This window comes from Spirosoma areae (assembly GCF_054781775.1).
The window spans coordinates 407,042-423,938 of record NZ_BAAGTT010000016.1 but is presented as its reverse complement, the minus strand read 5'-3'; the positions used below and the strand labels follow the sequence as shown (position 1 = coordinate 423,938).

The 16,897-nt window shown below is 51.7% G+C and carries 19 protein-coding genes, 1 tRNA gene and 1 pseudogene; 7 read left to right on the top strand and 14 right to left on the bottom strand.

Going from position 1 to position 16,897, the window contains the following annotated elements; translation table 11 throughout:
- Positions 1–81: 81 nt before the first annotated feature.
- On the bottom strand, positions 82–423 hold the full coding sequence (locus ACYVI1_RS07865) for a hypothetical protein (RefSeq protein WP_460908552.1): 342 nt from the start codon (positions 421–423) through the stop codon (positions 82–84).
- A 145-nt stretch (positions 424–568) separates the two neighbouring features.
- Between ACYVI1_RS07865 and ACYVI1_RS07860 the strand changes: the two are divergent.
- From ACYVI1_RS07860 to ACYVI1_RS07850, 3 genes and pseudogenes are all read left to right on the top strand, one after another.
- Positions 569–742 (top strand): annotated as a pseudogene (locus tag ACYVI1_RS07860) (transposase); the annotation flags it as partial.
- Positions 739–1,005: a hypothetical protein gene (locus tag ACYVI1_RS07855; RefSeq protein ID WP_460908550.1), complete on the top strand. Its 267-nt coding sequence runs from the start codon at positions 739–741 to the stop codon at positions 1,003–1,005. The pseudogene ACYVI1_RS07860 and the gene ACYVI1_RS07855, both read left to right, overlap by 4 nt.
- A gap of 88 nt (positions 1,006–1,093) precedes the next feature.
- Entirely contained in the window at positions 1,094–1,618 is a 525-nt protein-coding gene (locus ACYVI1_RS07850) for a transposase (RefSeq protein ID WP_460908548.1), read from the top strand.
- A 444-nt stretch (positions 1,619–2,062) separates the two neighbouring features.
- Here ACYVI1_RS07850 and ACYVI1_RS07845 read toward each other — a convergent pair.
- Positions 2,063–2,136 (bottom strand) — tRNA-Ala (locus tag ACYVI1_RS07845).
- A gap of 168 nt (positions 2,137–2,304) precedes the next feature.
- Here ACYVI1_RS07845 and ACYVI1_RS07840 point away from each other — a divergent pair.
- Positions 2,305–2,559 carry a GIY-YIG nuclease family protein gene (locus ACYVI1_RS07840; RefSeq protein WP_460908546.1) on the top strand — a complete coding sequence of 85 codons (255 nt, stop codon included), beginning with the start codon at positions 2,305–2,307 and terminating at the stop codon, positions 2,557–2,559.
- Between the two features lie 64 nt (positions 2,560–2,623).
- Here ACYVI1_RS07840 and ACYVI1_RS07835 read toward each other — a convergent pair whose 3' ends face one another.
- The 3 genes from ACYVI1_RS07835 to ACYVI1_RS07825 form a co-directional block, all read right to left on the bottom strand.
- Positions 2,624–3,244 (bottom strand): C40 family peptidase, encoded by a 621-nt coding sequence (locus tag ACYVI1_RS07835; protein WP_460908544.1) that lies wholly within the window; start codon positions 3,242–3,244, stop codon positions 2,624–2,626.
- 68 nt (positions 3,245–3,312) lie between these two features.
- Positions 3,313–5,448 carry a Tex family protein gene (locus ACYVI1_RS07830; protein WP_460908541.1) on the bottom strand — a complete coding sequence of 712 codons (2,136 nt, stop codon included), beginning with the start codon at positions 5,446–5,448 and terminating at the stop codon, positions 3,313–3,315.
- A 189-nt stretch (positions 5,449–5,637) separates the two neighbouring features.
- Positions 5,638–5,829, bottom strand: a complete 192-nt coding sequence (locus ACYVI1_RS07825) for a cold-shock protein (RefSeq protein ID WP_018620078.1) — start codon at positions 5,827–5,829, stop codon at positions 5,638–5,640.
- Positions 5,830–6,154: 325 nt separating this feature from the next.
- On the opposite strand from ACYVI1_RS07825, the gene ACYVI1_RS07820 reads away from it, so the two are divergent.
- Complete coding sequence (locus ACYVI1_RS07820; protein WP_460908790.1) at positions 6,155–6,946, top strand: M23 family metallopeptidase; 792 nt, start codon at positions 6,155–6,157, stop codon at positions 6,944–6,946.
- A gap of 53 nt (positions 6,947–6,999) precedes the next feature.
- Here the strand turns inward: ACYVI1_RS07820 and ACYVI1_RS07815 are convergent, their stop codons facing one another.
- The 3 genes from ACYVI1_RS07815 to ACYVI1_RS07805 all read right to left on the bottom strand — a co-directional run bounded on the left by ACYVI1_RS07815 (position 7,000) and on the right by ACYVI1_RS07805 (position 9,302).
- Positions 7,000–7,206, bottom strand: a complete 207-nt coding sequence (locus tag ACYVI1_RS07815; RefSeq protein ID WP_460908538.1) for a hypothetical protein — start codon at positions 7,204–7,206, stop codon at positions 7,000–7,002.
- 72 nt (positions 7,207–7,278) lie between these two features.
- A complete protein-coding gene (locus ACYVI1_RS07810; protein WP_460908536.1) occupies positions 7,279–8,745 on the bottom strand; it encodes a CCA tRNA nucleotidyltransferase in 1,467 nt (488 codons plus the stop codon).
- Complete coding sequence (locus tag ACYVI1_RS07805) at positions 8,742–9,302, bottom strand: L-threonylcarbamoyladenylate synthase (protein WP_460908534.1); 561 nt, start codon at positions 9,300–9,302, stop codon at positions 8,742–8,744. The genes ACYVI1_RS07810 and ACYVI1_RS07805 overlap by 4 nt, the downstream gene beginning before the upstream one ends.
- A 181-nt stretch (positions 9,303–9,483) precedes the next feature.
- Here ACYVI1_RS07805 and ACYVI1_RS07800 point away from each other — a divergent pair, with 181 nt between their 5' ends.
- Positions 9,484–10,605, top strand: a complete 1,122-nt coding sequence (locus ACYVI1_RS07800) for an AI-2E family transporter (protein ID WP_460908532.1) — start codon at positions 9,484–9,486, stop codon at positions 10,603–10,605.
- On the opposite strand, the gene ACYVI1_RS07795 is transcribed toward ACYVI1_RS07800, so the two are convergent.
- Positions 10,602–11,609 (bottom strand): nitrilase-related carbon-nitrogen hydrolase, encoded by a 1,008-nt coding sequence (locus ACYVI1_RS07795; protein ID WP_460908530.1) that lies wholly within the window; start codon positions 11,607–11,609, stop codon positions 10,602–10,604. The genes ACYVI1_RS07800 and ACYVI1_RS07795 overlap by 4 nt on opposite strands.
- 162 nt (positions 11,610–11,771) lie before the next feature.
- Here ACYVI1_RS07795 and bshB1 point away from each other — a divergent pair, with 162 nt between their 5' ends.
- Complete coding sequence (gene bshB1, locus ACYVI1_RS07790; protein WP_460908528.1) at positions 11,772–12,491, top strand: bacillithiol biosynthesis deacetylase BshB1; 720 nt, start codon at positions 11,772–11,774, stop codon at positions 12,489–12,491.
- 34 nt (positions 12,492–12,525) lie between these two features.
- Here bshB1 and ACYVI1_RS07785 read toward each other — a convergent pair whose 3' ends face one another.
- From ACYVI1_RS07785 to ACYVI1_RS07765, 5 genes are all read right to left on the bottom strand, one after another.
- Positions 12,526–13,242: a membrane or secreted protein gene (locus ACYVI1_RS07785; protein WP_460908526.1), complete on the bottom strand. Its 717-nt coding sequence runs from the start codon at positions 13,240–13,242 to the stop codon at positions 12,526–12,528.
- A gap of 64 nt (positions 13,243–13,306) precedes the next feature.
- Positions 13,307–13,978 carry a type IX secretion system protein PorG gene (gene porG, locus ACYVI1_RS07780; RefSeq protein ID WP_460908525.1) on the bottom strand — a complete coding sequence of 224 codons (672 nt, stop codon included), beginning with the start codon at positions 13,976–13,978 and terminating at the stop codon, positions 13,307–13,309.
- Between the two features lie 104 nt (positions 13,979–14,082).
- Complete coding sequence (locus ACYVI1_RS07775; RefSeq protein ID WP_460908523.1) at positions 14,083–15,087, bottom strand: DUF6089 family protein; 1,005 nt, start codon at positions 15,085–15,087, stop codon at positions 14,083–14,085.
- 141 nt (positions 15,088–15,228) lie between these two features.
- Positions 15,229–16,104: an NAD kinase gene (locus tag ACYVI1_RS07770; RefSeq protein WP_460908521.1), complete on the bottom strand. Its 876-nt coding sequence runs from the start codon at positions 16,102–16,104 to the stop codon at positions 15,229–15,231.
- Positions 16,105–16,188: 84 nt separating this feature from the next.
- Complete coding sequence (locus tag ACYVI1_RS07765) at positions 16,189–16,857, bottom strand: CBS domain-containing protein (protein ID WP_460908519.1); 669 nt, start codon at positions 16,855–16,857, stop codon at positions 16,189–16,191.
- Positions 16,858–16,897: the final 40 nt, after the last annotated feature.

Here is a 16,897-nt window from a genome sequence, read left to right as displayed (position 1 = left end):
TTTGTTGGCTGAAACACCTACGCCCGTACCCGTTAGGGCCGTCTGGAGAGTTCCCTGAAGGCGATAGAGCTTACTGGAACCTTAGGTTTTAATGAGCGTAGACTCGGTAATAGTGAGACTTCCCAACCGGGCTGAGTACAACTGTGGAGCGGGCAGATTCAGGATTACATCCGCAGTGGCCCCGGTAGGCGTCGGTTTGCTCTGATAGCCCATTGGATAGATGCCAGGTACGAGAGCGTTAATTACCAGCAACTGACCATTCGCCTGGTATTCTGTCGGCACAGAATAGGTCTGCTCGAAGGGCAGGGGTTGGCCAACGGTGAACTTAACCGTGATGTCGGTGGTGACGACATCACCCAAAACAACCGAGTAAGTATTCTTGGCTGGGTCAAGGTGCTCTGGCCCTTCCGCTCGAATCGTCAAATCACCGGCTATTGTAAGGAGGCCCGATCCAGCCCACTGAGGTGGTCCAGGTTTGCCGGACAGTCTAAGTGCTTAACTTAGCTGTACCCTGAGTAAGTCACAAACCCCAAAGGTACCGCGCCCAAAGTAGGACGAAGAAGTTAACCATGAGGCCGTCCGTCTGGTAACCACCGGCACCCGGAGTGTGCCAGATGCGGCCCGTTCGTTGGGTATCTCCCAGAACCTGCTTTACCGTTGGAAGGGGTATAGTAAACCAAGTGGGCGGCAAAACGAAATTACCCAACATCACTACGACCAATTACGTGAGCAATTGCGTTGAACGAAACACGAGCGCGACATCTTAAAAAAAGCCCGCCAGGCGGCCCCGTTGAGCATTTCCAGTCGGATGACCTGACGCTATCCGACAGGTTGATCACCGAGTTAGCCCTTGATTTTCCAATAGAAAGACTCTGTAAAATGCTCAATGTTGGCCGTAGTGCCTATTATGCCTACCAGGCCGGACAAAGCCATCGGCTAACGGAAGGGAAAGAAAAATTGCGTCAGGCGATGCTGAACAGTTTTACTGACCATCGTCGGCGGTAGGGAAGTCCGGGGCCGCCCGTGCGGTCGTTTGCTGACTGAGCTACAAGAGCAAGGTTACGAAGTAGGCCGTCATGAGCTTAGACGCCTGATGCAAGAAGCTGATCTTCATGCCATTCAGCCACGTAGCTTTATTGCCCGAACCCCTGACCGTCGCCACAACGGCCCATTTAGTCAGAATCTATTACTGGAGACGGACGTACCGACTCTTGCGGGCCGTGTGCTGGTAGGCGACAGTACATATATTCCGCTGGCTGGCAGCGAGTGGGGTTATCTGGCGGCCTGGATGGACTTGTTTAGCCGTAAAATTAAAGGCTGGTCAGTAGCCGACAACCTGGGAGACGAACTGGTGGATAATGCTTTGCGAAAAGCTATTGATTCAAACCAATTAACTCCTGGTAGTATCATTCATTCGGATCGTGGCGGACAGTATATCGGTAAGTCATTCCGCCAAACACTGGCCGATTTCAGATTTAGACAAAGTATGAGCAGGCCTGACGACCCCTATGATACTGCTTTTATGCCGGGCCGCCGGAGCGGAGTCCTGTTGGTCACGATTGAAGGCAGAGTTATTCGAGAATGGTGTATTCAGATCGTTGGCAGATGCTCGTACTGAGTTAGTTGAGTACATCGAGAGTTAGTACAACCGGAGACGGCGGCATTCGTCGCCGGGCAACATCAGCCCTGAGCAATTTGAGCAGACGTAGTACTTAAATTTGAATCAAAACTTGCATAGTCGACTATCCGGCTAAACAGGACCACCCCAACCTACCAAACCGGAACGGCGGACTTTTGCATCCTTTAGCTTGTTGAATTTGCCAAAGTAACGACGCTCTAAAGATTGAGTCTTGATATTCCATTAATAGAATACCAGAAGCTATTTTTTTAGAAGTATCGTAATCGAAATGGTGGAGTTTACAGGGGCGAAGGGAAGTATTGATTGAGAGTTGTTTTTAGGCAACTCCATCAAGGTATTTGTTAATTTTTGTGTTAACTTCTGGTAGGCATACATGATAGTAGGTTATAATTGCCTAACTATCAGGCTCCTGCATTACCGTTGTGGAGAATATCGGAGTCGAACCGATGACCTCTTCCATGCCATGGAAGCGCTCTAGCCAGCTGAGCTAATCCCCCAATAAAAATGCATTTAAGCGTTTTGTGGGTGCAAATATGGGTAAAAAATCGACGTAGCACAACCCAAAGTACATTTTTTTCGCGTGGTGAGTCGTACTGTTCCGCTTACACAGATAATATTTGTTTTGTATTACCAATTGCGTAGTTTTGATAATAGTCTCGACACCCATGCATACAGTTTATATTATTTACAGCCCCAGCACCGACCAGTATTTTATTGGCCAGACCAAAGACCTGAAGATTACCTTGTGGCAACATAACGCCAAAACGAACCCTTCCACGGCCAATGGGAAGCCGTGGGAAGTGAAATTCACCCAGCAATTTGCTACCCGAAATGAAGCGTTGAGCCTGGAAATGAGACTGAAAAAGAAAACTCGCGAACACTGGGAGGAATTAATTACGAATGCCCAGCCCGCCCTTTAAGAGCCATACCCGAACAATAAAAAACCGCTCTCGCAGCGGTTTTTTGGTTTAATTTCATTCAGCATCAAAACGGTCGCAGGGCTTTCACAAACCGACCTTTGAAATAGTCGGCATAGAGGTAATCCTCACGAACACCGCGCGATGAGGACGCGTGTATGAACCGGATATTCTGCATCCCGTTTACCTCTGTCACGATGCCCGTGTGCGACACATACCCGGCCTGCCCTTTGTCGGGCACGAAGAAGATCAAATCGCCGGGCAAAATTTCCTTTACATCGACTTCGTGCCCTACTTCCGACTGCTGCCACGAAATTCGGGGCATTTTTAGCCCCACCGTATTGAATACAGCATAGACCAATCCAGAACAATCAATACCATCGGTGGTGTTGCCCCCCGACTGATACGGTGTACCGGTATACGTTCGGGCGATTTTTACCACTTCAGGCACATACCGATTTTCATACGTGCGGCTGTCGACCACTTTGCCGGTTGGCTTAGCCGGAACAGAAGGCGGACGGACAGGTGTTCGACCGGTTGATGTCCGGCGGGCAACGGGTCGTGATGACGGACGGCGGCTCACTGAGGAGCCAGAGGAACGAAGAGCCTCACAGGCCGTAAGCATCGAAAGAAGGCAGGCACTTAGCAGTACGGGACGTAGCCTTTCCCGAAACCAGCGTAGTTGCATACAAGGAAGGGTTAGGGTTGATTTAGGCGTTTAGGAAACGCTATGGCACATAGGAACAATGCAACCTATTAAAATTTCATGGATAATGCAATGCGTTTGCGGGCCTTATCGACCTCCAGCACCTTTACTTTTACTTTCTGGTACACATTGACAACGGTTTTCGGGTCCGAAACGTAATGATTAGCCAATTGCGAGACATGAATCAGCCCATCCTGCTTGACGCCAATATCGACAAACGCCCCAAAAGCGGTGATGTTGGTAACGACACCAGGCAACACCATACCTTCGTTTAAATCATCAACGGTTCGAACGCGAACATCGTATTCAAACACCGAAAGTTGTTCGCGCGGGTCGCGGCCCGGTTTGGCAAGTTCGGCCAGAATGTCGCGGAGTGTGGGCAGGCCAACCGTTTCCGTTACATAACGCTCGGCCTTGATTTGCTGCCGCAGGTCGGCCCGGCGTATTAACTCAGCGACGTTGCTCCTCACATCCCTAGCCATCTGCTCCACAACCCCATAACGTTCGGGGTGAACTGCGCTGTTATCCAGCGGGTTCCTGGCTCCGTCGATGCGTAAGAAACCAGCACATTGCTCAAACGCTTTGGGTCCCAGACGCGGCACTTTTTTGAGTTGGTCGCGCGAGGTGAATGCGCCATGTTCCGTCCGATACGCCACAATGCTGCCCGCTAATTGCGGACCCAGCCCCGACACGTAGCGCAGGAGCCACGCACTGGCTGTATTGAGCGACACGCCTACCTGATTTACGCAGCGTTCAACAACTGTGTCTAAACTGGCCTTCAAATCGGTCTGGTCGACGTCGTGCTGATACTGACCAACGCCAATCGACTTGGGATCAATCTTGACTAACTCGGCCAGCGGGTCCATAAGCCGGCGGCCGATGCTGACCGCTCCCCGCACGGTCACGTCGCGGTCGGGAAACTCCTCACGAGCCACCTCCGATGCCGAATAAATCGACGCGCCCTGCTCACTGACCATGTACACGGGTTTATTCAGGTTTAAGCCCTGAATAAACTCCTCCGTTTCCCGCCCGGCAGTGCCATTTCCGATGGCAATTGCATCGATGTTATACTGCGCTACCAATTTCTGAACGGTCTGGATCGCCTGTTGTCGCTGGCTTTCGGATTGGGCCAGATAGAGTACGGTGTCGGTCAGCAAATTACCCTGTGCATCAAGGCAAACGGTTTTGCAGCCGGTTCGGTAGCCGGGATCGATGGCCAGCACGCGCTGCTGACCAAGGGGGGGACTCAGGAGCAACTGACGCAGGTTATCGGCAAAAATCTGGATAGCCGCAACATCGGCTTTTTCTTTTGAACTGTTGGCAAATTCGGTTTCCAGTGAGGGTTTAAGCAGGCGTTTGTAGCCATCCCGAATGGCCAGCGCCACCTGTTCTTTGCAGGCAGACGTACCTGACCGCTCGGCCACAAACTGCCGGTCGAGCCGGTCAATAGCCGCGGCTTCGTCGGGACCAATGCTTACGGTTAAAAAACCTTCGGACTCTCCCCGGCGCAGGGCCAGCAGCCGGTGCGAGGGTACGCGTCGGAGTGGTTCGGCAAAATTGAAATAATCGGTAAATTTTATGCCGTCTGTTTCTTTCCCTTTCTTTACAACCGACCGAATGACAGCCTCCCGCTCGAACAGGTTACGCATGCGCTGGCGGGCATCGGCATCTTCGCTGAATCGCTCGGCCAGGATGTCGCGTGCGCCCTGCAACGCATCGGCCACCGTCGGAACGGCATCCGACAAATACCGTTGCGCGATTCGGTCAGGAGCCGTTTCGCGCTGATTAACGAGCACATTGGCAAGCGCTTCCAGGCCGCGCTCAATGGCAATGGCCGCGCGCGTTTTGCGCTTTTGTTTGTAAGGCAGATACAGGTCTTCGAGGTCCGTAAGGGAGTCGGCCGCGTCGATTTTCCGGCGAAGGTCAGGGGTGAGTTTACCCTGTTCGTCGGTAGATTTCAGAATCGCGTCCCGGCGTTTATCGAGGTCGGCCAGTTTTTGGCGTGTATCCTTTATCTGACCAATTTGAACCTCATCGAGGGGGCCTCGGTCGGGCGACGCAGTCGCTTCTTTCCGGTAACGGGCAATGAAGGGTACAGTAGCTCCGCCGTTGAGTAATTCAATGGTGGCAGCTACAGATGTAGGACTCAGCCCCAGCCGGGCAGCAATTCGTTGTTCGAGTGACATGTATGGTCAGGAGTGGTCAGGTCGTGATCAACTGTGATATGGGTCGGCAAATAAGTCTTATCTGACTATAGCTGACCACTACCTAACCCGTTGTTTACGACCGCAAAAATGGCTTTCTGAACTGACAGGGCAAAAAAAAACATGCCAGAAGGCATGTTTTTTACAACGGGTGTCTGCTATATCTTACAATTAAGCTATTTCGACGTTCACGGCGTTTAAGCCTTTCTTACCGCGTTCGACATTGAATTTAACTTTGTCGTTTTCGCGAATTTGGTCGATGAGACCGGAAGCGTGTACAAAAATATCTTCGCCACCTTCATCGGGTTTAATGAAGCCAAACCCTTTGGTTTCATTAAAAAATTTTACAGTTCCTGTTTGCATTGTTTGTTTTAAATTTGGGCGAATAACGATACAATAAAATTGATTTCCAAATCTATTCTATAATTTTTCGCTTTTGAGTCTAAAATATTTATTTAAACCCAATAAGACTGACAAATATTGCTACAGATAAGTTCAAATAGAGACATCTTTATTGTTTAGAAGGGACTACCCGACGTAATTCCGAAAAGACATTAACTGCTTCGCTACTGGCTGAATTGGCAATGTGGCTCCAGGCCAATCAGTATATGGGCTATTTCACTACTTTGCGTATTTTTGGCGACTTTATTGAAAAAACAGCGTAGTGAAGATTGACGTAACTTTGTTCATGCGAATAGCGGGCATTGTGGGAGCATTACTGGTTGGCGGACTCAATGCGGCTTCGTCGCAGGTTGTCCAGAACAACGCCAATGACCCCGCACTATATACCTACTGTCAGCAGTTTCAGACCTTATACACGCAGATTCGGGAGCAGGCCGTTACGCCCGACTCGGCTCGTTTGCAATTCAGCCGCATCATGCAGGCCTTACAAACGCGTTTTCGGAGCCAGGAAAGCTACCGACAGGATTCGCTCCAGCACGACAGCCTTCGCCGGACTGGGCTTTATTTTAGCTTTCCCGTTCGTGGCTACACGCCCAGTGCCATTGGCGGCACGCATGGCGAAGGTTACCGGGGCAACGGCTTCGACCTCTTCGATTATAAAGTACGGGGAAGTCACCCGGCTCAGGATATTTTCATCCGCGACCGTAATCAGGATACTATCGACGACCGAACGGAGCAACCCGTCGATATACTGGCCATGAGCCGGGGGGTAGTGCTGGGCATTGAAACGGCCTGGAAACCCGGTTCTGAATACCGGGGCGGCAACTGGATTTGGGTTTATGACCCCACCCTGCACGGCCTGTTCTACTACGCCCACAACAGCGGGGTGAACGTGTCGCCGGGGCAATGGGTCAGCGCAGGGCAGAAACTCGCCGAAATGGGCCGAACGGGTTTCAATGCCTACAAAACCCGCTCACCAACGCACCTGCACCTGATGTATCTGCAAATTCAGCCAAACGGACTGCCCCAGCCACTCAATCCGTATGAGTGGCTGCTGACGGCACAACTTTCTAAATGAAGAATGGATTCGTGCAATTATCATGCTTCGTTTTACATTATTCATTCTCGTCCCTACGATTCCCGCACCAGATTCACGCCCGTCAGAAGGAAAATCATGCCCACAATGAAGGGCGCTGCCGATTCACCTTTTGATACGTGGAGACCCAGAACGGGCTTACCATCGGATAAAAAAGCCACTAAAGCAAAGAGAACGACAACGACACCAATAATGGTGAGCGATGCGCCAAAGAAGCGCCGGAAATTGGTATTGTTATTCATGAAGTTAATGTAGAATGTGTAATGAATACGATAAAATGCAGAATGAAAATTGGCTCATAACTTCATTTTTCATTATTCATTTTTCATTGTTTTTAATCCGCGTTTGCGGCCTTCTTCGAGTAAAAACGGGTAGGCCATATCGAGGGAATTGGGAATAATGCCCTCTAAAATAGCTTCCCGCATAACGGTTTTTAGCTCACCTACTTCTTTGGAAGGAGGCAGACCGAAGATTTCCATAATTAATTCACCCGTGATAACCGGCTGAAAACTACGCAGTTTATCGCGTTCTTCAAGGTCATGCAGTTTGCGCTCGACCCGGTCGAAATTACGCAGGTGTTTCTGAACGCGCTCGTAATTTTTCGAAGTTATATCGGCCCGGCATAGGGCCATCAACCCCTCTAAATCGTCGCCTGCATCGAACAGCAGCCGGCGGAGAGCAGAGTCGGTGATTTGTTCTTTAGTGAGCGCAATGGGCCGTAAATGCAGCCGAACGAGTTTCTGCACAAAACGCATGTGCTCGTTGAGCGGCAATTTCATGGTTCTAAAAATGGCCGGTACCCAGCGCGCGCCGAGGTCTTCGTGCCCGTGAAACGTCCAGCCAACTTTCGGATCGAACCGTTTGGTGGCGGGTTTGGCAATGTCGTGCAGCAGGGCCGACCACCGCAGCCAGAGTTCATTTTCTGAATTCATACCCGAATAGGCTGAATCAGCGCGGTTGGCAATGTTGTCGAGAACCTGCAGCGTGTGGTAAAAGTTATCTTTATGGCCCTTGCCTTCAATGGTTTCAACTCCTCTTAGAGCCACCAACTCCGGGAAAATCCGCTCCAGCAAACCGGCGTGATACAGCAGTTTGAAGCCATACGACGGTGTGGCCGACAGAATGATTTTATTCAGTTCGTCGGTTACGCGCTCCCGCGACACAATGCTGATGCGCTCGTTCATCCGCACGATGGCATCGAAGGTATCCGGCTCAATATCGAAACCCAGTTGCGAGGCAAACCGAATGGCCCGCATCATCCGCAGGGGATCATCGGAGAAGGTAATATCCGGATTAAGTGGCGTGCGAATGAGTTTCCGTTTACTATCCTGCAGGCCGCCAAACGGGTCAAGTAGTTCGCCAAAGCCACGCTCATTCAGGCTGATACCCATTGCATTGATGGTAAAGTCCCGGCGATTCTGGTCGTCTTCGAGGGTGCCATCTTCCACAACCGGTTTGCGCGATTCGCTCCGGTACGATTCTTTTCGGGCACCCACGAATTCGACTTCCCACCCCTCGCCGTTGGGCCGGATGGACGTCCGCAGCATGGCCGTGCCAAAATTCGGAAATATCGACACGTTGGTTCGCAAGGCTTTCCCTACAGCTTCGGCTAAGGCTATACCGCTGCCAATACACACAATGTCAATGTCTTTCGAGGGGCGACCCAGTACTAAATCGCGCACGAACCCACCAATAACGTAGGCTCGCACCCCAAGGATTTCGGCCTGGCGGGCGACGACGTCAAAAATCGGATTCTTCTGTAAGATGTCGCTAAAATTCATTTTCGTATAAAACTCACTTCACCATTCACCCGCAGCCGCATAAGGCGCGGTCGCCTGGGCGTGGCTGGAAGCGTTCCAAATCGTTCGGCGGTTATTGCTTCGGCGGCTGGCGGCAGTATTAACGACTCAAACGGGATAGTCAGTAAACCACGGCCAAAGCTGCCAATAAGCCGCTGCACCTCAACTGTCAACGACCGCCGGACGGCCACTTCACCCTTTGACAAAGTTGCCACCGGCTCCTCTCCTATTGGTTGCCATACAGTCAATGACAGGTTTTTTCCCTGTTCATAAACGACCGTCAGCGGGTTTTCGGCAAACTCCACTAAATCGTAGGCGACGTCCGGCAATTTAGCTACGTATAAGCCCAACTGGTCGGTGTTCTGAATAAGTATGGTTGGCATCAGGCCCGGAGGCATACCCGCTTGTAAGGTAAGAAGTTGAGCCACAGCCGGATCATTGACGGGGTCGGCGGCAACTGACCAGCCGGTTTCGTCGGCGAGGGCAATAAGTTTTCCCTGCCGAAGTTGAAAAGCGATGTCGCGGATAGAGGGTGCCATAGTTGAATAATCCGCAAAAATACAGCAAGTTTGGCGAAAGACGGTCAGCCACCCGGAAGATAGACCCTGCTGGTGGGTAGGAAACAAAAATGGAGGTCTAATGTTGACACTATACGTGATTTTATTCCGATTTAAGTTTACCCAATCAACCACCTTCTCTCCTTAAACCCCAGTGAATTGTATGGCTACCGAATCGCCTGTACAGCCCCATTACCACCAGTTTTCGCACTCCCTGCTTTCGCTGGCTATCTTAACAGCCGCCCTTTATGTAGGGCAGAGTATTCTGGTACCGCTCGCGCTGGCGGGCCTGCTTGCGGTGTTGCTGCGCCCTATTGAGAATAAACTTATTCGGATGGGTACGCATAAAGTGATTGCCATTAGCTTAGCCCTCCTCCTGGCGATTATTGTTGCAGTAGGGATAGCCGCAGCCATCTCGATGCAATTATCTGATCTCACCGACGACCTGCCTAAAATCCGCCAGAATCTGAACGACTTTTTCAGTGATGCCAAACGATGGGTTCGGCGGGAATACAATGTGAGTTATCGGGAGCAGGAAAAATACCTTAAAGAAGCGAAGGCGCAAACGCTCGATAGTTTGCAAAGCCCTGACGCCATAGGCCTGATTGCCGGTCCGCTCGGCACGCTAACGCTGCTTCCCATCTACGTTTTTTTGCTGCTCTATTACCGGACCATGCTGCTGCATTTCGTTGTGGTGCTTTTCGCGGAGAAGTATGCCGAACGAGTACGGGAGGTGCTGGGCGAAGTGAAGTCAATTGTCCAGAGCTATATGGTTGGTCTGCTCATCGAGACGGCCTGCGTGGCTGCGCTTAACACCATCGGCTTACTGCTGTTGGGTGTTCAGTATGCCCCTTTGCTGGGTATTATGGCGGCTATTCTGAATCTGATTCCCTACATTGGCGGGCTGGTGGCCACCGTCCTAACCGTTATTATCACCTTCAGCAATAATCCGGAGCCTTCCGTTATTCTGGGCGTTGTTGTTGTTTTCTTACTTGTGCAGTTCATCGACAATAACGTACTGGTACCGCTCATTGTCGCGTCTAAAGTTCGGGTCAACGCGCTGGTGTCAATTGTTGGTGTATTGATTGGCGGGGCGTTGGCGGGCTTTTCGGGCATGTTTTTATCAATTCCGGCTATTGCCATCCTGAAAGTGATTTTCGACCGTGTCGACAGTCTTCGGCCCTGGGGCGTTCTGCTGGGCGACCAAACACCCGAAGAAGCGGGCAGTAATTTATTTCGCCTGCGCCGACGCCGACGAAAGATCGATATAAAGGAAGAGGTTTAACTGTATAATTTCTTAATGACCTCTTGTTGCGTCCGCATAAAATGGGAACGTTCGGCGGGTTGGCTCAGGAGCGTACCGGGCGGGTAAGCAGTTGATTTCGCGTAACTCTCGGCGTATAGTTCAAACCGCTGGCGAGCCAGTAGATTGCCGTCGGCGGGTCGCTGCCGAAACTCGCGCAAAGCTGCCAGGTCGATTGTGGCATGGGCCGCAAGGCTTTCGCCAGGCCCTGCTTCGGCCAGCACAAGTCCCTTTGGATCAATGAGTTTAGAGGCTCCATCGGTTGTGCCGGATGGCAGTGGGCTACCCAGCATACCCCCCGAATTTGCCGATACGACATAAGCCATATTTTCGGCAGCCCGTGCCAGTTTCGCCACGTTTTTTTGCGTCAGCAGCGGACTACCCACCTCCGAAGTCGAGTGCAGCAGCACTTCGGCCCCACGCATGGCTAAACAACGCGCTACTTCAGGGTACAGAATCTCTTCCGATGCCACACAGGCCAGATTACCAATGTTGGTTTTGGCCACCGGAAAGAGCGAGTCGTAGCCATAAGCATCCAGATACAACTCCCAGACATCGTGGGGCGTGGGGGTGAACATGGCATTCAACCGCCGATACCGCAGCAATACGTCGCCATTGGGCCCCATGATAAAGCTGGTCTGAAAATAGAGTTCGGGGAAGAAAGGGTCCTGTTCATAAACATTGCCCGAAAAATAAATCTGTTGCCGCTGCACCATGGCGCTGAGGGCTTCGTAGATGCGACCGTCGATATCGAGTGCGGCCTTTTCGCGCCATTGCTCTACGGTTTCGTCCATTGGGGGGCCGGTCAGAAAATGCTCTGGCACAACAACCAGGAGGGTGTCGCGGCCAATAAATCCAATCGACGCGGCAATTTGCTGGTCAATCCGCTGAATGGTTTGAAGCATAACGGCTTCGGCTTCATCACGAGTTTGGCAGGCATTAACGGTTTGGCAGGTTAGCTGAAGGGCAAGGGCTTTGTAGGACATACGTTCGGTTAAGTAGGGCAGGTAGCTGGCAGTTGCGTCGCCAAAATAAGGCGTTTCAATTGAAAAATCGCTACCCGACCTTTTTGGTCAATTCAGGAACAAATCGACAGGCCGATGGATTATTGGTATCTACGCTCACTACCCCAGTTGATTACTACTCTTATGACCGTTGACGTACTGGCCATTGCGGCCCACCCCGATGATATTGAAATGACCTGCGCGGGCACTGTTCTTTCGCTGGTAGCCCAGGGTAAAACTGTAGCCGGAGTTGACCTGACCCGCGGGGAACTTGGCACCCGTGGAACACCCGAAATTCGCCTGCAGGAATCAGCCGAAGGCGCCCGGCTGATGAATCTGACGGCCCGCGAGAACATGGGTTTTCGCGATGGCTTCTTCCGAAACGATGAAGAACATCAACTGGCGCTGATCCCGATTATTCGGCACTATCGACCCGAAATTGTCTTAACCAACACCCCCGACGACCGCCATCCCGATCATGGCCGGGCGGCAGCACTCGTTGTAGAGGCCTGTTTTTATGCCGGTTTGCGCCAGATTAAAACGACTGGAAAAGATGGGCGGCCACAGGAAGCCCACCGGCCGAAGTTTGTCTATCACTTCATTCAGGATCGGTCGCTCAAACCCGATTTTGTGGTGGACGTTACACCCTACTGGGAGCAGAAACTGGCGGCCATCAACGCCTATAAAAGTCAATTTTTTAACCCCGACAGCCCCGAACCGCAAAGTTACATTTCGGGCGAAGCGTTTATGAAGTTTCTGGAAGCCCGCACCCGCGAACACGGCCACCTGATTGGCGCAGAGTTTGGCGAAGGCTTTGTCAGCAAACGGATGCTGGGTGTTCAGGACTTATTTTCGCTGGTGTAAAGCGAAAGAATTTGACCGCTGCAAAAGTGGTTCCTTAATTTTTTTCGCGGCTCCACACTTCGCTGATAGGGCTGCCCGCTGAACTTTGGCCGGTATGGCGCCACTCCGATTCGGTTACATCGGCCCCAAATGTGAGCGAGCGGCCTACCCGGCTGTTGTCGCGGGAAAAGAAGTCGATTGTCTCGGTGTACTTACCAGCGTTCAGGCTGTAGGTGCCGCCCCCCGTTCCGAAAAACTGTTTGGTTTGCGGGTTAATGGCTACCCACTGAAATCGGCTGCCGGTCAATAGTTTGATAGTTTTGCGCGGGCCGCGCTGCATGGTTGTTATCTGGCCGGCATCGTTGGCCCGGCCCGTAATCCGCCACAGGCCCGTTAAGGGCGTTTTGGTTTCAACGATGCGGCTAAACGGTCGATTTCCGGCTACACCCGTTAAATACAACTGGCCGTTGTTCAGCGAAATTCGGTAGGCTTCTGTTTGGCCAACCCGGCTGCTATCCTGTGTATCGAACTCAACCGTCACATTTAATTTATCGCTATCCTGCCGATAGGCACCACCTCTCGTGCTTATGTAACGGTTTGGCTCATAGACAGTTTGTATTAGATAATCGTCGGTTAGTGTCAGCAGGACGGTTGCTCTCGACGGCTCCACGAGTCGCCAGGCTCCGCCGATTTTATTGAGTTGACGAGGTCGAAACGAGGCTGCTACAAGGCCGGTACTCAGAAACAAAAGCACAACGAACAAATTTTTCATAGCCCCTGCGTTGATTTATAAACCTGGCGGCAAGCCTACGGGCAAACGAAACCTGGCGGCAAGCCTACGGGCAAACGATTTTATAGAACGTATAGCTCAGCGTTAGCGCAGTGTAGGTATAACTGTCTGCCAGGCTGGGGTTTCCCTGCGAGGTTTTAGCCGTCGTTTGGCCGAATGTATTTTCCCCTAAGCCATCTAAATAATCGCTGTTGGTGAAGCGCGTGCCAAACTCCAGTCCAACGCTCCAGGGTCGCTTTATTTCGTATTTAATGCCCACGCCCAGGGGGTATGTGACAACGCCCCCAGTACGGATTACGGCGTTATTAAATCGGCACAACCCGATACCGGCGAACACATAAGGCGTCCAGTTTTTTACTTTGGGCAGCGGTTTATAATTCCGAAAATTATATTCGATATCAACCAGCCCTTCCAGAATATTCGTGCTGAACGAATAATTACGAGCCTGCTGGAATGGATCGCGGCTGACGCGGTCGTCGCCCCGAAAGTTGCCAATGGTACCGGAGGCTCGGATTGCAAACGACCGGGTAGCATTGTAACGAAAAAAAAGACCACCCGCCGGGCCATAGAACCGGGGGTTCAGGGCCGGAGCCACATCTCCTTTGTAGAGCATACCCCCTAAGCCTCCCCCCACTTCGATTTTCTGCGCTCGTGCCGTAAGGCTGATAAAAAGCCCGGCTATAAGCAGCCGGGCCATGTTGATTCGGTATTGATACATGAGAGATCGTCAAGAGTCGCCGGTAGTTAGTCGTTAGTGGCTGACGCATAAGTACTACTTTCGCCGGTTCGGCCAGCCACTAACGGCTAACTACTGCTGACTATTTACTTGATTGGCGGGCACTTAATTTTGCCCGGAATAACGTATTGAATGGAAAAATTCGTCAGTAAATAACCGTCCGAGAGGACACCGGTAGCACCCCGCACCGGCGTCTCCAGGGCGTCCTGAATGGCGGGCTGTAAATCGGGTCTCGACTGGAATAAACTTTGCAACACAGCATACCGGGCCGGTGGGTCTTTATAGCGGGCTGCATTTGCTTCAAACCGCCGGTTTGCCATAATGGTCGATACGCCCTGCTGGGTGTCAGGGTCAGGATAGGTACCGCCCCCCACATCGTCCAGGTAATCAGTAAAGGTGTAGCGATAGCCAATCTCGGCACCCAGATTAAAATGCTCGTTCAGGCGGTAGCGCACACCAAAACCAACCGGAATGGCTACCGTTACGAGCGAATAGGGCTTGTCGCGGTTCGGTTGCCCCTGCCCTTCCGTATTCAGGGGCTGAAGTTTCACCCATGTCTGAGCTTCATACTCTTTGTTATCCGGCTCAGCCGGTGTCCGGGCTTCGGGGCTATGGGCCAGCAGGGCCACACCCCCAAACACATACGGTGTTATCCTGGCCCGAACGTTTGAGTTACGCCCGTCGGCCACAAAATTATACAAACCCGTAACGGCAAACTCCTTCAGGTCATTGCGAAAGTGCAGATTGCGGGCGTACTGCATCAGGTTTCCTTCAATATCGTTCTTTGTGAATGTGTAATCATCACCTGTAATCCGCGCCCACGTAAACATGGCCCGTGCCGCAAAATTAGGGGTAAACTGGCGCGTATAGCCCAGCCCTACATTCCATCGGGGTAGCGTAAACAAGGATTTAAAGGGTTGCCGATACCCAGCCATATCGCCCAAATAAGTGGAGGTTCCACCCCCAAACGTAACCGACGAATACGGAACGAATTTCGTACCCGACTGTCGTTGCGCTGAACTTTCTGTAACCTGGCCCATAAGCAGACATACGGCCGCAATGCCCATTACCAACTGTTTATAGCTATTCATACGTGCGTAATAGGTGAATCAACCCTGGCGACCCATAAGCCAGCCAATTCCGAAACGGCAGGGCTGTCGCTTTTATTGGCAGATGCCCTAAAAATTATGCCACAAACGGGGAATGAGGGTGATTTGGGGAAATAAATTAATTCAATTGCGGATATCCCAGCCCCAGTTAAGTTTACTACGCAGTGTATTCAGAAAATTGTCGTCGCTAAGTTTAAGCAGCCTTGCTTTGAAGGTTTCTTTCTCAAGGCTGATTCTGACGGATGTCTCTACCGTAAACGAGCGGGAATCTAAGGCCGCCAGAAAATTACCTGAACGGCTTTCGACCTCAAACGCTAACTGGCAGGTATCCATCACAACCATGGGCCGCACATTGAGGTTATGCGGGCTGATTGGGGTTATAATAAGGCTGTCGGTATGGGGGAGCAGCACCGGCCCTCCGCAACTGAGCGAATAGCCGGTGGAGCCGGAAGGGGTTGAAATGATAAGCCCATCAGCCCAATAGGAGTTCAGAAATTCGCCATCCAGATAGGCATGAACGGTGATCATCGACGACGTTTGGGTGCGGGTAATGGTGAAATCATTCAGGCCAAAGGGCAGGTTACCGAAAATATCCTGACTCGACCGAACGCTAACCAACGTTCGTTCATCGATGCTGTATTGGTCGTTGAAGAGCGCATCGATCATGAGTCGCACCGACGAGGGCGCTACCGTTGCCAGAAAACCCAGCCGGCCAATGTTGATGCCAACGATGGGAATTTGCCGGGCACCCACGTGCGTCACCGCATCGAGCAGCGTACCATCGCCCCCCAGGCTAAAAATAAAATCCGCGTCGGTAACACCCTCATCGACCGTGTAGGTAGCCTGGCTGTAGTGTGCCACGCCCGCATTATCCAAAAACTCGCGATACCCGTGCGAAATGATAAGCTCAGCCTGCCGTCGGGCCAGTTCCTCAAACATGGACTGGATATAAGGCCGGGCCGATTCGGGAAAGTTGCGCCCGTGAATGGCGATTTTCATAAAAAAACAGCGTTAGTCGATAATCGATGATCGATAGTCGCTGTGCGTTCACTAACGACTACTGACTATCGACCGTTGACTATCTTACGTATTAAGATAACGAAGCAGCGAATCGAGCCGCTCCTGGTCAATATTTTCGACGGGAGCGTTGGCAAAAGCGGCTTCTATATGATAGCCGAAGCGCTCGAGCGTCGATATAATGGGGGTGATATCACGCCGGTTTAGCTTAAGCGTCAGCCGCGACCGGTCGGGCATTCCATAGGCCGCACTGGAAAAATAACTGCTGATGATTTTAACATTATTGGATTCAATCAATCGGCTGATTTCCGACATCGAGTAATCACGTTCGTTCATGTTCAGGATCAGAATGGCGCCCGCATCCTGCGTCCCTAATTCATGAGCAAACTGTTTAAGCAGCTCGCTCACCGAAATCGTACCCATAAACTCCCGCCCTTCACTGACCACGGCGACCACGTCGATCGGGTGCTGGCCAACCAGGGCAACTATTTCCAGTAAGTGCTGATGCTCATACACATAGGTTTGTTCAAATAGGCGCATTACATCGCTCAGAGAACGCGTCTCGTCGGCAACGTCCAGCAAGAGTTCTTCACTTACGATACCCCGGTATTCGGCCTGGTCGGTCAACACGAGTTGCCCGACGCGATGTTCCTGCATCCACTCCAGCGCCTGCCCAACCGAATCGGTTGGCTTCAGTGCGGGAAGCATAGGGTCTATCAGTTCGGCAGCCAGCATAGTAGTAGACTAATAATAAAACCAGTTTGCCAGAAAACTA

Bases quoted from the DNA above. Each gene is read 5' to 3' on its own strand.
- ACYVI1_RS07800 (WP_460908532.1), top strand. From the start codon at position 9,484: ATGGCTACCGAATCGCCTGTACAGCCCCATTACCACCAGTTTTCGCAC.
- ACYVI1_RS07795 (WP_460908530.1), bottom strand. From the start codon at position 11,609: ATGTCCTACAAAGCCCTTGCCCTTCAGCTAACCTGCCAAACCGTTAAT.
- ACYVI1_RS07850 (WP_460908548.1), top strand. From the start codon at position 1,094: ATGCAAGAAGCTGATCTTCATGCCATTCAGCCACGTAGCTTTATTGCC.
- ACYVI1_RS07830 (WP_460908541.1), bottom strand. From the start codon at position 5,448: ATGTCACTCGAACAACGAATTGCTGCCCGGCTGGGGCTGAGTCCTACA.
- ACYVI1_RS07815 (WP_460908538.1), bottom strand. From the start codon at position 7,206: ATGAATAACAATACCAATTTCCGGCGCTTCTTTGGCGCATCGCTCACC.
- bshB1 (WP_460908528.1), top strand. From the start codon at position 11,772: ATGACCGTTGACGTACTGGCCATTGCGGCCCACCCCGATGATATTGAA.
- porG (WP_460908525.1), bottom strand. From the start codon at position 13,978: ATGTATCAATACCGAATCAACATGGCCCGGCTGCTTATAGCCGGGCTT.
- ACYVI1_RS07825 (WP_018620078.1), bottom strand. From the start codon at position 5,829: ATGCAAACAGGAACTGTAAAATTTTTTAATGAAACCAAAGGGTTTGGC.
- ACYVI1_RS07840 (WP_460908546.1), top strand. From the start codon at position 2,305: ATGCATACAGTTTATATTATTTACAGCCCCAGCACCGACCAGTATTTT.
- ACYVI1_RS07805 (WP_460908534.1), bottom strand. From the start codon at position 9,302: ATGGCACCCTCTATCCGCGACATCGCTTTTCAACTTCGGCAGGGAAAA.
- ACYVI1_RS07775 (WP_460908523.1), bottom strand. From the start codon at position 15,087: ATGAATAGCTATAAACAGTTGGTAATGGGCATTGCGGCCGTATGTCTG.
- ACYVI1_RS07820 (WP_460908790.1), top strand. From the start codon at position 6,155: ATGCGAATAGCGGGCATTGTGGGAGCATTACTGGTTGGCGGACTCAAT.
- ACYVI1_RS07765 (WP_460908519.1), bottom strand. From the start codon at position 16,857: ATGCTGGCTGCCGAACTGATAGACCCTATGCTTCCCGCACTGAAGCCA.
- ACYVI1_RS07835 (WP_460908544.1), bottom strand. From the start codon at position 3,244: ATGCAACTACGCTGGTTTCGGGAAAGGCTACGTCCCGTACTGCTAAGT.
- ACYVI1_RS07770 (WP_460908521.1), bottom strand. From the start codon at position 16,104: ATGAAAATCGCCATTCACGGGCGCAACTTTCCCGAATCGGCCCGGCCT.
- ACYVI1_RS07785 (WP_460908526.1), bottom strand. From the start codon at position 13,242: ATGAAAAATTTGTTCGTTGTGCTTTTGTTTCTGAGTACCGGCCTTGTA.
- ACYVI1_RS07810 (WP_460908536.1), bottom strand. From the start codon at position 8,745: ATGAATTTTAGCGACATCTTACAGAAGAATCCGATTTTTGACGTCGTC.